Below are 16,461 nucleotides of genomic sequence, written 5' to 3'. Positions count from 1 at the left end.
CAGCCGTTTGGCTGGGATTTCTGTTTGTATTTTAATCTGCTAACGGATCGGCTTTTGATCCACCCATCCAACCCTTAACAGGTTCAGGCTTCTTAGATTTTTTCTTCTTACCAGTGCGCTCTTCCATATCCTTAACACTGGTTTTCTTCACTATACCCGAACCATCAAACTCTACATACAACAGCTTATCGTTCGAGCGTTTAAATATCCAGAAGTACTGACCGCCTTGGCCGTTCTCAACCTTATCAGGTTCACCAGCAGCCATCTGTACCTCGTCCTCGCTCATACCAATACCAACGTGTCCGGCACGAATCATAGCACGACTGGCCTCGCTGGTAACCACCTTCTTGCCGGCTCCAGGGGCAAATATCAATCCAAAGAACTGTTCGGGATGGGCCTCACTCTTATACTGATCAAGGTAGCAATCTGCAAAGAAGAAGGTACCAAGCGTCGTATTCTTAAGCTTAACAGTAGCCATATCATCGCCCTTATGAGGTGTAATCGACTCAATCCTATACTCAGCCAAACGTGGGATAGCCTGCTGCTTGTTGGTAACCTCGTTCAGCATTTTTACAGGTATCTTGGTATGAACAACTTTGCCCACAAAAATCTTGTAGTTACGACTGCTGATTGACATGATGTCGTCCTGCAACTCGAACGAGTTATTAAACAAGAATCGAGCCTCATCGCCCTCAAACTCATCGTCACGAGTGGCACAGTTTGTCCTCGACATCGTTACGTTCTGGTAGAACTGGTTGCCATTATTATCCTCTACAACTATTTTTACAGGATAGTTACGCGAGCCAACGCCAACGGCTACCACTTTTACCACCAAATCATTATCCACTATCACCTCCTGATAGCCTTCGCCATCATACTCTGTGTCAACCCGGTAAAGTTTACTCTTGGTATAAAGCACCTTATCCTGCAGCTTCTCCCTAGCAATATCCACATCGCCCAGATAAGCCAATGTGGGCACGCCCGTTCTCTGGAAACAATAGTCGTCGAACGTAAGGTGATCTATCACATAATAATAGTTTTTGCCATCATCCTGACACAAGAAATCAATCTGTGCTCTACCATCCTTACCCTCTGAATGGCCTTTGTAAATCATGATTTTGTACTTCAGCTTCAGGTTGCTTACATTCTTACCTGTGGCAGCATCAGTAAAAGTTTTCACCACCAGATCAAGCTTCTCGGGCATCACCATAAACTTCATGCCCTCTTCCCAATCGCACAAACTCTGATAGCGGAAGTTCTGGCTGATGAAGTCCTTCGAGCTCTCCTCATCCTCCTCCTTCACTTCGGCAATCACGTCTGCCATGTGATTCTGAGCACTCCTAGTGGCACCCTTAGTCTTCACGATATAAGAGTTGGTCTGAGCCGAGGTTGCCAGAAAGGCAAACGACATACAGGCAGTAAAAAACAGTTTTTTCATCATGACCGATTGTTTTATTATAGAATTCTGTGTGCAAAGATAGACTTTTTCGGATGAATATCCAAATATTTTATGCCAAAATGACGTAATAAAAAACATTTTTATCATAAAAGGACATTTTGGCACATGCTTTGCACTCCCGATTGTGTCAAATTGAGTATAAATTAAAAAAATATAAGAATTATGGGAAAGATTATTGGAATCGATTTAGGAACTACCAACAGCTGTGTTGCCGTATTCGAGGGTAACGAGCCAGTAGTAATTGCCAACAGCGAGGGTAAGCGTACAACACCTTCTGTAGTTGGTTTTGTTGACAACGGTGAGCGTAAGATCGGTGACCCTGCTAAGCGTCAGGCCATCACTAATCCTAAGAACACTGTTTACTCTATCAAGCGTTTCATGGGTGAGAACTGGCAGCAGACTGAGAAGGAAATCGGTCGTGTACCATATACCGTAGTTAACGAGGGTGGCTACCCACGTGTTGACATCAACGGTCGTAAGTACACTCCACAGGAAATCTCTGCTATGGTTCTGCAGAAGATGAAGAAGACTGCCGAGGATTATCTCGGACAGGAGGTTACAGAGGCAGTTATCACCGTACCTGCTTACTTCTCAGATTCTCAGCGTCAGGCTACTAAGGAGGCTGGTCAGATTGCTGGTCTCGACGTAAAGCGTATTGTAAACGAGCCTACAGCCGCAGCTTTGGCTTACGGTGTTGATAAGGCTAACAAGGATATGAAGATTGCCGTATTCGACCTGGGTGGTGGTACATTCGATATCTCTATTCTGGAGTTCGGTGGCGGCGTATTCGAGGTACTTTCTACCAATGGTGATACTCACCTGGGTGGTGACGACTTCGACCAGGTTATCATCGACTGGCTGGTACAGGAGTTCAAGAACGACGAGGGTGCCGACCTGAAGAGCGACCCAATGGCTATGCAGCGCCTGAAGGAGGCTGCTGAGAAGGCTAAGATCGAGCTGTCTTCAAGCACAAGCACCGAGATCAACCTGCCATACATCATGCCTGTAGGCGGTGTACCTAAGCACTTGGTTAAGACTCTTACCCGTGCTAAGTTCGAGCAGCTGGCTCACGACCTCATCCAGGCTTGTCTGGCTCCATGTCAGAAGGCTATGGCCGATGCTAAGCTGAACACAGCTGATATCGACGAGGTTATCCTGGTAGGTGGTTCAAGCCGTATCCCAGCTGTTCAGACTCTGGTTAAGAACTACTTCGGTAAGGAGCCTTCAAAGGGTGTAAATCCTGACGAGGTTGTAGCCGTAGGTGCTTCAATCCAGGGTGCTATCCTGAACAAGGAAGGTGGTGTAGGCGACATCGTACTGCTCGACGTTACTCCTCTTACACTGGGTATCGAGACCATGGGTGGTGTAATGACCAAGCTGATCGAGGCTAACTCAACTATCCCTTGCAAGAAGAGCGAGACATTCTCTACAGCAGCTGATAACCAGACTGAGGTAACTATCCACGTTCTGCAGGGTGAGCGCCCAATGGCTGCTCAGAACAAGAGCATCGGACAGTTCAACCTTACAGGTATCGCTCCAGCACGTCGTGGTATTCCTCAGATCGAGGTAACCTTCGATATCGATGCCAACGGTATCCTCAAGGTATCTGCCAAGGATAAGGCTACAGGTAAGGAGCAGGCTATCCGCATCGAGGCTTCATCTGGTCTGTCACAGGACGAGATCAACCGCATGAAGGCCGAGGCTGAGCAGAATGCCGAGAACGATAAGAAGGAGCGCGAGCGTATTGACAAGCTGAACCAGGCCGACTCAATGATTTTCCAGACCGAGAATCAGCTGAAGGAGCTTGGCGATAAGATCCCTGCACAGCACAAGCCAGCTATCGAGCAGGCTCTGCAGCAGCTCAAGGATGCTCACAAGGCAGGCGACGTAGCTGCTATCGACACAGCTATCGCAGCTCTGAACACTGCTTGGCAGACTGCTTCACAGCAGATGTACCAGCAGAGCGGTGCAGCAGGTCAGCCTGGTGGCGATCAGTTCCAGGGCGGTCAGCAGCAGGCTCAGCAGGAGGGTCCAAAGGCTGAGGACATCCAGGATGCCGACTTCGAGGAGGTAAAGTAAATAATTGATTTACTTACAACATAACCAAGAGGTGCAGATTCAACGTCTGCACCTCTTTTGTTTTATTTCTCAATCAACCAGTATTCCATATGATTCCATTTCCCCAAAAAATTTTTCGGCATATTGCCTACATGCCTACATAAAATCGCTCGAAAACCGCATGCATAAAGGATTTCTGGCGTTTTCAAGCCTACATAAAGTACCACAAAAGCCTACATAAAGCCTACATAAAATCGACCGAAAAGTAGCTTTTTAGGGTACGAAAAGTAGCTTTTGGGTCTCTCGATGCTTACTTATCAGTATGCGAAAAGCTACTTTCTGCCTTGCGAAAACATACTTATTAATGTACTTGCAATATTTCTTCCTAAAGGATGCTGCGAAATTCTCTAGAGAATTTTCAGCTAAGTGCCTTACTAAACACTACTGAGTGCCTAGGTAACGGCAAAATTCTCTAGAGAATTTCGCAACGAGTATTAAGGATAAAAGCTGCTAACTAGGCAAACAATATCTGTTAGTACGTAGGTAAACGGCAAAAACATGTAGGCATGTAGGCTAATTACATAATTTAAAATAATAATAATGCTTATTCTATAGAAAAAATATACGATAGGGCATCTAAGATTTTGGCACATATCACGCGTAATCCATCGACAATACGATGTTTTTTGTTTGCGAACACATATTTTTTTGCGCAACAGTTAACTCTTATTAACTAGTCAAGACATACAACATTTTAGTATTTTTCGTATATTTGCGCCAAATATATCAATGATTAATACAATTACTAATTTAACCTATTACAATTATGAAAAAGAACTGTTATTATGGAATGATTGTGATTGTAGCCACCATATTGGGTACAATGGTACTCTCTTCGTGTAGTAAGGATAAATATCAATACAGTGAGGAGAAAGTTGAACAGAATTTGAACGAAACGTATGCAGTTGCTTTTGAAAGAGCGTTTGGTAAGGTTGGCCCCAATGTTGACTGGGGATTCAGCAGCAAAAATGCCAAATCGCGCGCCCTTACACGTGCCGTGGGCACTTATGCTACCTGCAAAGGCAACTTACAGCCTACGATTTCTTTCCCAACTGACTGCGATGCCAGCAATTTCTTGGATGATGTGCCTGCAGGTGTTAACAGACTTTCTCCAAATGGAGCTGGAGCTGGTTCATATTACATTGATTCAGAAACCCAATCCGTTTCTACATGGGCTGGCGCTAGCAAGATTTACATAACAGGTACTGTTGATTTATCCAATGATGACACCAATGCTGCAGCACCTAAATTTGCCCCAGATTATAGATCGGAAATCTATCTGCTCACTGGAGCAACCTTAAAGTTAGCCGAGCTTAGCGCCACCACTTTAAATGTTGATGCCATTTATATTGCAGAAGGTGCTACACTCGAAACTGCAGGTTTCCTCAAGGCTAACACCAACACAAAGGTGTATAATCATGGAACTATCAAAGCTGGTACTTTTGAAGTAAACATGGCAAGTTTCCTCTATAATGTTGGTACACTGGAAGCAGGAAGTGTGAATGCCGAAAGCAATGATAGCAGAATTGTAAACGATGGTACCATCAATGCCACCAATGTTACTGTGAACGCAGGTGCTATACAGAACAATGCCGAGTGTACTGTTACTGGCACCACCAAAGTTAACAGCAACAACTCTGGCTGGGTAAACAACGGACATTGGACTACCTATGATTATGCTTACATCGGCGGAAGCGAGAACGTGATCAACAACTGTATGCTTGAGGTGACTCATGACTTCGAGATGAATATCTCATCAGCTACAGGATCATTTAAGATTGATGCTGGTTGTGGTGTATTGACAGAGAATTTCTATGGAGGTAGAGATTCAAGTACAGGTGCCGTTTCTGGTCCATTTAAGATTCTAATGGGAGCGGATGCAGTGTTTGTAGTCGAGAAAACTGCTCAGTTTGAGTGTGGAAAGACTGGTGATGATGGTTATGGCATCTATGGAATCTCACAAGATGGATATGCTGTATTCCAAGCTAAGGATATTGTCAGAGACACATATCTTGCGAGCATCAACAGTCATGGTGCTGTAACCTATGGCGGCAACCTGTATGTTTCGGCTGAGACGCATTTTGCTCAGGGCAACGATGGTAGTGGAAATAAGTTTATTTATGAGAAAGACGGTTTCAGCATCGATAACAATATTTATGCTGCAGGTTTCCAGTCAGGCAAGCCTAACATCAACATTACAGCAACACCATGTAACCCAGGTTTCGTAGGTAGCAGTACCCCACTCTATCGCGTGATTGCTGAAGACCTGTCGGCATCAGAGGCTGGCGACTTCGACTTCAACGATGTTGTATTCGATGTAGTGAAGGCAGAAGGTGGCAAGACCACTCTGAAGCTGATCTGTGCAGGTGGTACCCTCCCGCTGAGAGTCAAGGGCATAGAGGTACACGGTCTATTTGGAGAAACGTCTCCTAACGCAAGTGGCACTTATAAGATGTACAACACAGGTTCAGGACCTACTGTAGATCCTGTTACATTCGAAGTTGATGGAGAGTACACGACGCCTGAACAGATTAAGAACATCAAGATTGAGGTACTGAAGAACGGTTCATGGATGGAGCTAAAAGCCACAAGAGGCGAAGCTGCTTGTAAGATTTTGGTTGATGACACATTCACACCTGTTCCAGAAAGAACAAACATTGCTAACGCGTATATGAGATTCACCGACTATGTACAAGGTACATTCCAGGATGATTTCTGGTGGAAATAATTACATCAAATACCAAGAAAAAATACCAAGAAAAAACACATAGGGCTCGCTTATAAGCGGGCCCTGATTTGTTTAAAAACGCTATTTCCATTCATTTATGTCGTTTTTCTTATGTGTGTTTGGACAGAAATTTGTAACTTTGCCGACGGTAATAGAAGATAATGATAATGAATAGAACCATCACAAAAGCCAACCCGCAGCAGGTTGATGACATTATGAACGTTATAGCTGCAGCCAAGCAGATTATGCGCCAATCGGGCAACATGCACCAATGGGCAGATAGCTACCCGTCTACAGACGTGATTCTACACGACATAGAAGTGGGTGGCGGACATGTGGTAGAAGACGATGGCACCATCGTAGCTTATTTTGCTTTTCTACCCAGTCCCGAGCCAACTTACGCCAAAATCTACGAGGGCAACTGGATAGAGGACACTCTACCCTATCACGTAGTGCATCGTATTGCCAGCTATCCAGATGCACATGGCATCTTCAAGAGCATTATGGACTTCTGCTTTGCTCACGACAACAATATCCGCATCGACACCCACCGCGATAACAAGATTATGCAGCACGTCATCCTGAAACAAGGCTTTACCTACTGCGGCATCATCTACCTACTTTCGGGCGACGAACGCCTGGCTTATCAGAAAACAAAATAAAAACATAGAATATGGATACAAAACGGATTTTAAGCTATCTGAAGCAGTTGATGGCGAATAACAACCGCGATTGGTTTTGGGAGCATAAGGCGGAGTATGATGCTGTAAGGGCTGATTTCGAAGCTGGAATTGAAATGGCAATTAACAGAATTGCAAGTTTTGACCCCTCGATTGCACATCTTACAGTAAAGGATTGCACGTATCGTTTTAATCGCGACACACGCTTTTCGCCTGATAAGTCGCCCTATAAGAACCACTTTGGCGGCTATATTGCAGCTCATGGCAAGAAGGCGCTGCATGGCGGTTACTACCTGCATCTGGAACCGGGACATTGCATGGTGGCATGCGGCAACTACTGGTTGCCAACCAACATACTCACATCGTGCCGCAACGAGATGATGGGCAATACAGCCGAATGGCTGAAATGCGTAGAAAACAAAGAATTCAAGAAATACTACGGTAGTCCTGTAGCCAGCAGTTTCTCAACACCTACAGATGTATCAAGCTGGGACCAGCCCCAAGGCTTTGGACTGGAGAAACTGAAGAAATGTCCGGTAGGATTCCCCAAAGACTGGCCCTACGTGGAGTACCTGCGCATGAAGGATTACTGTTGCTGGCATCAGGTATCAGACGACTTTTATGAAGGCGAAAAATGGCTCGACGAAATTGAACGTATGTTCAAAGCCGCCAAGCCAATGATGGATTTCATGAACTCAGTAATCGACGATTACGAGTAGTCCTTACTCATAATGACGAATACGGACATCGATACCTGTTCCCTCAAGCTGAGCAGGTATCGAACTCAGGTCGGTTTGTCCGTAATGATACGGGAACAGCACCTTGGGCTTGATAACCTTTGCAGCACGAACCAACTGATCGGGAGTCATTGTATAAGGCTGGTTGCAAGGCAGGAAAGCAATGTCGATATCCTTAATCTGCGCCATCTCCGGGATATCCTCGGTATCGCCGGCAATATAGATACGCAAGCCATCGATAGTTAGGATATAACCATTATCGCGCCCCTTGGGATGGAACTGCTCGCGACCTGCCGTAGAATTATACGCAGGCACAGCCTCAACGCTTATATCGGCTAACTGCAGTTTATCGCCATTTGCCATCACCTTACCAGAACCAAACATATCGGCACAGCGCTTATTCAGCACCAACTGCGTTTTTTCTGCAGAAAGTGTTTTAAGAGCAGCTGCATCGTAATGGTCGGCATGCTCGTGGGTTACAAAGATGTAATCGGCCTTAGGCATGGCTGCATAGTTGATAGAACGATTGCCCAACTTCGACACAGGATCAATCTGAATCTCCTTGCCATCGTACTGGATACGGATACACGAGTGCATCAGCGCATGAAACTTAACGGTTTTGCCACTCGCGGTGGTAAACTCATCTACCTCGTAAGGGGGCTGGCCACAGGCTGTGTTGAGACCTAAAAAGGCCAATAGTAATAAAACTAGTTTCTTCATACCTTATTAATATATATAGAACTGGCGCAAAAATACGATAAATATACGAAAGTTCCAAACCAAATAAATAAAATATACACTTTTGACGGCACTTTCTTGGTTGATTCAAAAAAATACCTTAACTTTGTGCCCGTAAAGTACATATAATCAACGACAAGAAACAGACATGATTTGGAATGAAACAATGGAGTGCATGGATCGCGAACAGCTTCGCGAAATCCAGAGTCAACGCCTAGTAAAAATGGCAGAGTATGTATATTACAACACCCCCTTCTACCGTAAGAAGTTTCAGGAGATGGGGTTGGAACCGGGCGATATCAAGAGTATCGACGACATTACCAAGCTGCCTTTTACTAATAAGCTCGACCTCCGCGACAACTATCCCTTTGGACTGGCTGCCGTACCCATGAGTCAGATTGTCAGAATCCACGCCTCATCGGGAACCACCGGCAAACCAGTTGTAGTACTTTACACCCGCAAAGACCTTGCTATGTGGAGCGAAGCCATCAGTCGCGCCTTTACAGCCTATGGTGCAGGTAAGGACGATATCTTTCAGGTGGCTTACGGCTACGGCCTGTTTACCGGAGGTCTTGGCGCCCACGACGGAGCCACCAACATCGGCGCATCGGTAATTCCCATCTCTTCAGGTAACACCCAGAAGCAGATGACCCTGATGCACGACTTTGGAACCACCATTCTTTGCTGTACCCCCAGCTACGCCATGTTCCTGGGCGAGGCCATGAAAGAGTGCCCTTGGAGCCGCGATGAGTTCAAGTTGAAGGTAGGCGTGTTTGGCGCAGAGCCTTGGACCGAGAAGATGCGCAAGAAACTGGAAGAGAGTCTGGGTATTAAGGCTTACGATATCTACGGACTGAGCGAGATTGCCGGTCCTGGCGTAGGCTACGAGTGCGAGCACCAGTGCGGCACCCACCTGAACGAAGACTTGTTCTATCCAGAGATTCTGGACCCAAAGACTGGTGAGCCCCTACCAGAAGGTCAGTTCGGTGAGTTAACCTTTACCCACCTTACCAAGGAGGGTATGCCCCTGCTCCGCTATCGCACCCACGACCTGACAGCCCTGCACTACGACAAGTGTAAGTGCGGACGTACCTTGGTACGCATGGATCGCATCCTGGGCCGTTGCGACGACATGCTGATTATCCGTGGTGTGAACGTATTCCCATCGCAGATTGAGGATGTAATCCTGAAGTTGCCCGAGTACGAGCCTCACTTCCTGCTCACCGTCGACCGTGTGAACAATACCGACACCTCAGAACTGAAGGTTGAGGTGAAGGAGGAGTACTTTACCGACGATATGGCCACAATGGTTGGTCTGCAGAAGAAACTGGAAGGCGAGCTGCGTAGCGTCATCGGACTGGGCTTCAAGGTTAAGCTGGTTGAGCCAAAGGGCATTGAACGCTCAGAGGGTAAAGCCAAGCGTGTGATTGACAAACGTAACATCTAAAAAATACAATCGATTATGAAGACTAAGCAACTATCAATTTTCCTTGAGAACAAGTCAGGCCGTCTGACTGAGGTGACCGAGGTGCTTGGTGCAGCAGGCATCAACCTTTCGGCCATGAGTATTGCCGATAACAGCGACTTTGGTATTCTGCGCTGCATCGTTTCCGATCCCGACAAAGCCTATCAGGTTCTGAAAGAGGCACACTTTGCCGTGAAGATTACTGATGTGATCGGATTTGTATGCCCCAACACCAGCGGTTCGCTTGCCATCGTACTGAAGCACCTCTCACAGAACGGTGTTTTCATCGAGTATATGTATTCGTTTGCTAATGGCGATGTGGCCACAGTGGTAATCCGCCCCACCGATTTGGATGCCTGCGAGAAGATTCTTTCAGACAAAAAAGTGGAGTTGATGGCCGCAAACGACCTCTATCAGCTATAAATTTACAAGAAACTGCAAGATTTTCGCCTGAAAATTTTGCAGTTTCAATTTTTCTTTGTACCTTTGCACCCGCAAACAAGAAACATACGACTTCAGGTCGCTTCGCTTGTCGAAGAAGGGCGTTTAGCTCAGCTGGTTTAGAGCATCTGCCTTACAAGCAGAGGGTCGGCGGTTCGAATCCGTCAACGCCCACAACACAAAAAATCCGCTTTCCGCAGCCGATGAGGTTGCGGTTTTGGGTTAAAGAAGGATATTGAACGTTTAGAAATTATCGATAATTACAGGAATTAATTTAAAACATGGATTTAAGTTTATTGACAGCCATCTCGCCTATTGATGGCCGTTACAGAAGTAAGACCGAGCCATTGGCAGAATACTTTTCAGAGTATGCCTTGATACGTTACAGGGTACGCGTTGAAATTGAGTATTTTATTGCCTTGTGTGAATTGCCATTACCTCAACTTCAGGGTATCAACCACTCAACATTCGATCAACTTCGTGACATCTACCGTAATTTCACACCCGCTAATGCACAGCGTGTGAAAGACATTGAGTCGATTACTAACCACGACGTAAAAGCCGTAGAGTACTTTATCAAGGAGCAGCTCGACGCCATGGGCGGTTTCGAGAGCTACAAGGAGTTTATCCACTTCGGCCTCACATCGCAGGACATTAACAACACCAGCGTTCCCCTTTCTATCAAGGAGGCTCTGGAGCAGGTTTACTATCCTATGGTCGAGGAGCTGATTGAGCAGCTGCACGATTATGCCGAGCAGTGGAAGAACATCCCTATGCTGGCCAAGACCCACGGACAGCCTGCATCGCCTACCCGCTTGGGCAAGGAGGTGATGGTTTACGTGTACCGTCTGGAAGAGCAGCTGCGCGGCCTGAAGGCTACCCCAATCACCGCTAAGTTTGGTGGTGCTACCGGTAACTACAATGCTCACCACGTGGCTTATCCACAGTACGACTGGCGTGAGTTTGGTAACACATTCGTAAGCGAGAAGTTAGGATTGGAGCGCGAGCAGTACACCACTCAGATTTCGAACTACGACTGGCTGGGTGCTATCTTCGATGCTATGCGTCGTATCAACACCATCGTTATCGACTTGGATCGCGACTTCTGGATGTACATCTCTATGGACTACTTCAAGCAGAAGATCAAGAAAGGCGAGGTTGGTTCGAGTGCTATGCCACATAAGGTGAACCCCATCGACTACGAGAACTCTGAGGGTAACCTTGGTATCGCCAACGCCATTTTACAGTTCCTGGCAGCCAAGCTGCCCGTAAGCCGTTTGCAGCGCGACCTGACCGACTCTACCGTTCTGCGTAACGTAGGTGTACCTATGGGTCATGCCGTGATTGCTTTCCAGAGCACACTGAAGGGTTTGCGCAAGCTCATCCTGAACGAGGAGAAGCTGCAGGAGGATCTCGACAACACATGGGCTGTAGTAGCCGAGGCTATCCAGACTATTCTGCGTCGTGAGGCCTACCCCAACCCATACGAGACACTGAAGGCACTGACTCGTACCAACGAGAAGCTGACTGGCGAAAAGATCAAGAATTTCATTGAAACACTCGAGGTGAGTGAGGATGTAAAAGAAGAACTTCGTGCCATCACCCCATCAACCTATACAGGCATTTAATTACACATTATTTATTTTATAGACATTAGTAACATTTTTAAAGAATAACAAGTCATGGATTTCGAAAACAACGAGAAAAAACAGGAAGAGACTGCACAGGACGGATATCAGAAGGAGTATCGTCCAGGTCGTTCACCACGTCCACGCATTCATACCGCTGCACGCCCAGTATATGAGCGTCCCAGCTATCGCAATAACAACGACGAAGGCGAGTTCCGCCCAGAGGGATTCGGCGCAGGTTTGCAGAGCAATGCACCTCAGCGTCCTCAGGGAGGCTATCGCCCACGTAACAACTACAATAACGATGGTGGCTACGGTCAGCAGCGTCAGGGTGGTTATGGCCAGCGCCCACAGGGTGGCTACGGTCGTCCTCAGCAGGGCGGTTACGGTCGTCCCCAGCAGGGTGGCTACGGTCAGCGTCCACAGGGTGGCGGTTATGGCCAGCGTCCTCAGCAGGGTGGCTACGGTCGTCCTCAGCAGGGTGGTTACGGTCGTCCTCAGCAGGGTGGCTACGGTCGTCCTCAGCAGGGTGGCTACGGTCGTCCTCAGCAGGGTGGCTATGGCAAGCCTTACGGAGCAGCTCCTTACAAGAAGGGTCCACGTCAGCGCACAGCCGACTACGATCCAAATGCAAAGTACTCAATGAAGAAGCGCATCGAGTACAAGGAGATTAACTACGATCCAAACGAGCCACTGCGTTTGAACAAGTTCCTGGCTAATGCTGGTGTTTGCAGCCGTCGCGAGGCCGATGAGTTCATCCAGGCAGGTGTAGTATCGGTTAACGGCGAGATTGTAACCGAGCTGGGAACAAAGATTCTGCGTACTGATGTTGTTAAGTTCCACGATCAGCCCGTAAACATCGAGAAGAAGGTTTACGTACTGCTCAACAAGCCAAAGGACTACGTTACTACCAGCGATGATCCTCAGCAGCGTAAGACTGTTATGGACCTCGTTAAGAACGCTTGTCCTGAGCGCATCTACCCCGTAGGTCGTCTCGACCGCAACACTACCGGTGTGCTGCTGCTCACCAACGATGGCGATCTGGCTTCGAAGCTTACACATCCTAAGTACTTGAAGAAGAAGATTTATCACGTATACCTCGATAAGAACGTTACCGCTCACGATCTGGCACAGATTGCCGAGGGCATCCAGCTTGAGGATGGCGAGATCAAGGCCGACGACGTTCAGTATGCACATCCTACCGACAAGAAGCAGGTTGGCATCGAGATTCACTCAGGTAAGAACCGTATCGTTCGCCGTATCTTCGAGAGCCTGGGCTACCGTGTTCAGAAGCTCGACCGCGTACAGTTCGCTGGACTGACCAAGAAGAACCTGAAGCGTGGCGACTGGCGCTACCTGACCGAGGAGGAGGTTGACCGCCTGCGTATGGGAGCTTACGAGTAATATCTAGTAAATCTAGCAAATCTAGAATATCTAGCAAATACAAAAAGATGAAAAGAACAAAGATTATTGATGTGCTGAAGAGCACTGAATATGGCAAGGAGGTTTGCGTAAAGGGTTGGGTGCGCACGCACCGCAGCTCTAAAGCAGTAGACTTCATTGCCCTCAACGACGGTTCTACCATCAAGAATGTGCAGATTGTTGTTGATCCTACTAAGTTCGACGAGCAGGTATTGAAGGATATCACCACTGGTGCCTGCATCAGCGCCGAGGGTACACTGGTTGAGAGTCAGGGTGCCGGTCAGAGCAGCGAAATCCAGGCTACCAAGCTTGAGGTTTACGGTCTGTGCGGCAACGACTACCCCATGCAGAAGAAGGGCCAGAGCTTCGAGGTAATGCGTAAGAACGCCCACATGCGTCTGCGTACCAACACTTTTGGAGCTGTGATGCGTATCCGCCACAACATGGCGATGGCTATCCACACCTACTTCCACGAGCATGGATTCTTCTACTTCCACACCCCACTGATTACTGCCAGTGACTGTGAGGGTGCAGGTAACATGTTCCAGGTAACTACCAAGAACCTGTACGACCTGAAGAAGGACGAGAACGGCAAGATTATCTACGACGATGATTTCTTCGGTGAGCAGACTTCGCTGACCGTATCTGGTCAGCTGGAGGGTGAGCTGGGTGCTACCGCACTGGGTTCAATCTACACCTTCGGTCCTACTTTCCGTGCAGAGAACAGTAACACACCTCGCCACCTGGCTGAGTTCTGGATGGTTGAGCCTGAGGTTGCTTTCTTGGATCAGGAAGAGCTGATGGACCTTGAAGAGGACTTCATCAAGTACTGCGTACGTTGGGCTCTCGACAACTGTAAGGACGACCTCGAGTTCCTGAACAAGATGATCGACAAGACTCTGATCGAGCGCCTGGAGGGTGTACTCAAGGAGACCTTCGTTCGCTTGCCTTACACCGAGGGTATCAACATCCTGCAGGAGGCTATCAAGAACGGTAAGAAGTTCGAGTTCCCCTGCAACTGGGGCGACGACCTGGCCAGCGAGCACGAGCGTTATCTGGTTGAGGAGCACTTCAAGAAGCCAGTTATCATGACCGACTACCCACGTGCATTCAAGTCGTTCTACATGAAGCAGAACCAGGACACTGCCGATGGCGGTTCAGTAGGTTACAAGGGCGCTGTTGCCCCTGGTCCTACCATGCAGGGTACCGATGTACTCTTCCCACAGATTGGTGAGATTATCGGTGGTAGTGTTCGTGAGGAGAGCTACGATAAGTTGATGGGCGAGATTAATCGCCGCGAAATGGACCAGACCCACCTCTGGTGGTACATCGACACCCGCAAGTGGGGTTCATGCCCACACGCCGGTTTCGGTCTTGGTTTCGAGCGTCTCATCCTGTTCGTAACAGGTATGCAGAACATCCGCGACGTGATCCCATTCCCACGTACTCCGAAATCAGCAGAGTTCTAAACATAAAAAAAGCCTCGCCAATCGGCGAGGTTTTTTATTGCTTTTTATTTTACTAAGCGGATACCATCGGGTTCGATGGTGATGAGGCGTCGCTTATAGAGATCGCCAACAGCTTTCTTGTAGGCTTTCTTTGATACCTGGAAGCGGTCGTAAATTAACTCGGCAGGCGACTTATCTCCCAGATTGCAGAATCCATCGTTCTCGTACAGATAGCGTAGCAGTGTCTCAGCAAAGTCCAACGTTTGCTGTCTGCCAGTCTGCTGTAGTACGATATCAATCTTGCCATCCTGACGCACATGATCTACATAGGCCTTGAGTTTCATACCACTATGCAGAGGCTGGAAAATCTGATTCTCGAAAATCAGGCCCTGGAACTTGTTGTTCACAATAACCTTGAATCCAAGATCAGTCTTCTGCCACACTAAGATATCCACCTCGGCACCATGCTGCAACGACGGCAGATCGGTAATGATAGGTGTAGTGAGATATTTCTCAACCTTGGCCGTAGCCATCAAACGATAGCTGTCTTCATCTACCTTAATATAAACGATATGACGCTGACCTTGCTCCATACGTTTTTTCTGCTCGCGGAAGGGGCAGAAGATATCCTTCATCAGGCCCCAGTTAAGGAATGCACCAAACTGGTTAACCCATGCCACCTCTAAGCTTACGAACTCACCCACCTTAGCGTAAGGTGTTTCGGTAGTGGCCACAGGACGCTCCTCCTGGTCGAGGTAGATAAACACTGTCACCTCGTTGCCAATCTTCATATCGTTAGTAACATAACGCTGGGGAAGCAGAATTTCACCTTCCTCGCCACCGTCGAGATAAAGTCCGAAGTCGACCGACTTCACGATTTTCAAGGTATTGTAATCTCCTAATTTGATCATATTTCCTCTGTTATTTCAATGTTTTCCGTAGGTAATATCAGTCCATCCTTAAGATGAATAGTTCTATCTGTAATCGAAGCAAGCCCCTCATCGTGGGTAACAATCACAAAGGTCTGTCCGAACTGATCACGAAGATCGAAGAACAGCTGATGCAGTTCTTCCTTATTCTTTGTGTCGAGCGAACCAGAAGGCTCATCGGCAAGAATCACTGCAGGATTGTTTACCAGCGCACGCGCCACTGCCACACGCTGTTTCTCACCACCCGAGAGTTCGTTGGGTTTGTGGGTAGCACGATCGGCCAGTCCCATAAACTCAAGCAGTTCTTTGGCACGCTGCTTGGCCTTGCTCTGCGACATGCCTGCAATATATGCGGGAATCATGATATTCTCGATAGCAGTAAACTCGGGCAACAGCTGATGAAACTGGAACACAAATCCCAGATGGCGGTTGCGGAAATCGGCAAGATGCTTGGATGAGAGCGTGGTTGTGTCGATACCATCAACCACAACACTACCCGTATCAGGACGGTCGAGTGTGCCGATAATCTGCAGCAACGTGGTTTTACCAGCACCACTGGGACCTACAATGCTTACCACCTCGCCCTTGTTGATATGTAGGTCGATGCCCTTCAGCACCTGTAACGAGCCAAAGCTCTTGGTTATATTCTTTATATCAATCATCTCTAA

Annotated in this window: 13 protein-coding genes and 1 tRNA gene; 10 read left to right on the top strand and 4 right to left on the bottom strand. The window is 47.6% G+C overall.

Annotated elements, in window-relative coordinates; all coding sequences use genetic code 11:
• Nucleotides 1–31: 31 nt before the first annotated feature.
• A complete protein-coding gene (locus T500_RS0105715; protein WP_155267450.1) occupies nucleotides 32–1,438 on the bottom strand; it encodes a hypothetical protein in 1,407 nt (468 codons plus the stop codon).
• A gap of 183 nt (nucleotides 1,439–1,621) precedes the next feature.
• Between T500_RS0105715 and dnaK the strand changes: the two genes are divergently transcribed.
• The 4 genes from dnaK to T500_RS0105695 all read left to right on the top strand — a co-directional run bounded on the left by dnaK (nucleotide 1,622) and on the right by T500_RS0105695 (nucleotide 7,704).
• Nucleotides 1,622–3,538: a molecular chaperone DnaK gene (gene dnaK / locus T500_RS0105710; protein ID WP_028907312.1), complete on the top strand. Its 1,917-nt coding sequence runs from the start codon at nucleotides 1,622–1,624 to the stop codon at nucleotides 3,536–3,538.
• Nucleotides 3,539–4,343: 805 nt separating this feature from the next.
• Nucleotides 4,344–6,305 (top strand): hypothetical protein, encoded by a 1,962-nt coding sequence (locus tag T500_RS16325; protein ID WP_028907311.1) that lies wholly within the window; start codon nucleotides 4,344–4,346, stop codon nucleotides 6,303–6,305.
• Between the two features lie 161 nt (nucleotides 6,306–6,466).
• Nucleotides 6,467–6,967, top strand: coding sequence for a GNAT family acetyltransferase (locus T500_RS0105700; protein WP_028907310.1), 501 nt, complete (start codon nucleotides 6,467–6,469; stop codon nucleotides 6,965–6,967).
• A gap of 11 nt (nucleotides 6,968–6,978) precedes the next feature.
• Nucleotides 6,979–7,704: a DUF2461 domain-containing protein gene (locus tag T500_RS0105695; RefSeq protein ID WP_028907309.1), complete on the top strand. Its 726-nt coding sequence runs from the start codon at nucleotides 6,979–6,981 to the stop codon at nucleotides 7,702–7,704.
• 3 nt (nucleotides 7,705–7,707) lie between these two features.
• On the opposite strand, the gene T500_RS0105690 is transcribed toward T500_RS0105695, so the two are convergent.
• Entirely contained in the window at nucleotides 7,708–8,442 is a 735-nt protein-coding gene (locus tag T500_RS0105690) for an MBL fold metallo-hydrolase (protein ID WP_028907308.1), read from the bottom strand.
• 166 nt (nucleotides 8,443–8,608) lie between these two features.
• On the opposite strand from T500_RS0105690, the gene T500_RS0105685 reads away from it, so the two are divergent.
• The 6 genes from T500_RS0105685 (at nucleotide 8,609) to asnS (ending at nucleotide 14,885) form a co-directional block, all read left to right on the top strand.
• Nucleotides 8,609–9,907, top strand: coding sequence for a phenylacetate--CoA ligase family protein (locus tag T500_RS0105685; protein ID WP_013064721.1), 1,299 nt, complete (start codon nucleotides 8,609–8,611; stop codon nucleotides 9,905–9,907).
• A gap of 15 nt (nucleotides 9,908–9,922) precedes the next feature.
• Entirely contained in the window at nucleotides 9,923–10,348 is a 426-nt protein-coding gene (locus tag T500_RS0105680; RefSeq protein WP_013065228.1) for an ACT domain-containing protein, read from the top strand.
• 117 nt (nucleotides 10,349–10,465) lie between these two features.
• Nucleotides 10,466–10,540 (top strand) — tRNA-Val (locus T500_RS0105675).
• A 107-nt stretch (nucleotides 10,541–10,647) separates the two neighbouring features.
• Nucleotides 10,648–11,994, top strand: coding sequence for an adenylosuccinate lyase (purB, locus tag T500_RS0105670; protein WP_013063464.1), 1,347 nt, complete (start codon nucleotides 10,648–10,650; stop codon nucleotides 11,992–11,994).
• 54 nt (nucleotides 11,995–12,048) lie between these two features.
• Nucleotides 12,049–13,398, top strand: coding sequence for a pseudouridine synthase (locus T500_RS0105665; RefSeq protein ID WP_013064086.1), 1,350 nt, complete (start codon nucleotides 12,049–12,051; stop codon nucleotides 13,396–13,398).
• Between the two features lie 47 nt (nucleotides 13,399–13,445).
• Entirely contained in the window at nucleotides 13,446–14,885 is a 1,440-nt protein-coding gene (gene asnS / locus T500_RS0105660; protein WP_013064884.1) for an asparagine--tRNA ligase, read from the top strand.
• Nucleotides 14,886–14,929: 44 nt separating this feature from the next.
• Here asnS and T500_RS0105655 read toward each other — a convergent pair whose 3' ends face one another.
• Both T500_RS0105655 and T500_RS0105650 read right to left on the bottom strand, forming a co-directional pair.
• Nucleotides 14,930–15,775, bottom strand: a complete 846-nt coding sequence (locus T500_RS0105655) for a S1 RNA-binding domain-containing protein (RefSeq protein ID WP_013063099.1) — start codon at nucleotides 15,773–15,775, stop codon at nucleotides 14,930–14,932.
• Nucleotides 15,772–16,455, bottom strand: coding sequence for an ABC transporter ATP-binding protein (locus tag T500_RS0105650; protein ID WP_028907307.1), 684 nt, complete (start codon nucleotides 16,453–16,455; stop codon nucleotides 15,772–15,774). The genes T500_RS0105655 and T500_RS0105650 overlap by 4 nt, the downstream gene beginning before the upstream one ends.
• Between the last annotated feature and the right edge of the window lie 6 nt (nucleotides 16,456–16,461).

This window comes from Xylanibacter ruminicola Ga6B6 (assembly GCF_000687715.1).
Taxonomy (GTDB): Bacteria; Bacteroidota; Bacteroidia; order Bacteroidales; family Bacteroidaceae; genus Prevotella; species Prevotella ruminicola_B.
Note: the sequence above shows the minus strand (reverse complement) of the source record. Positions and strands in the feature narration are given on the sequence as shown.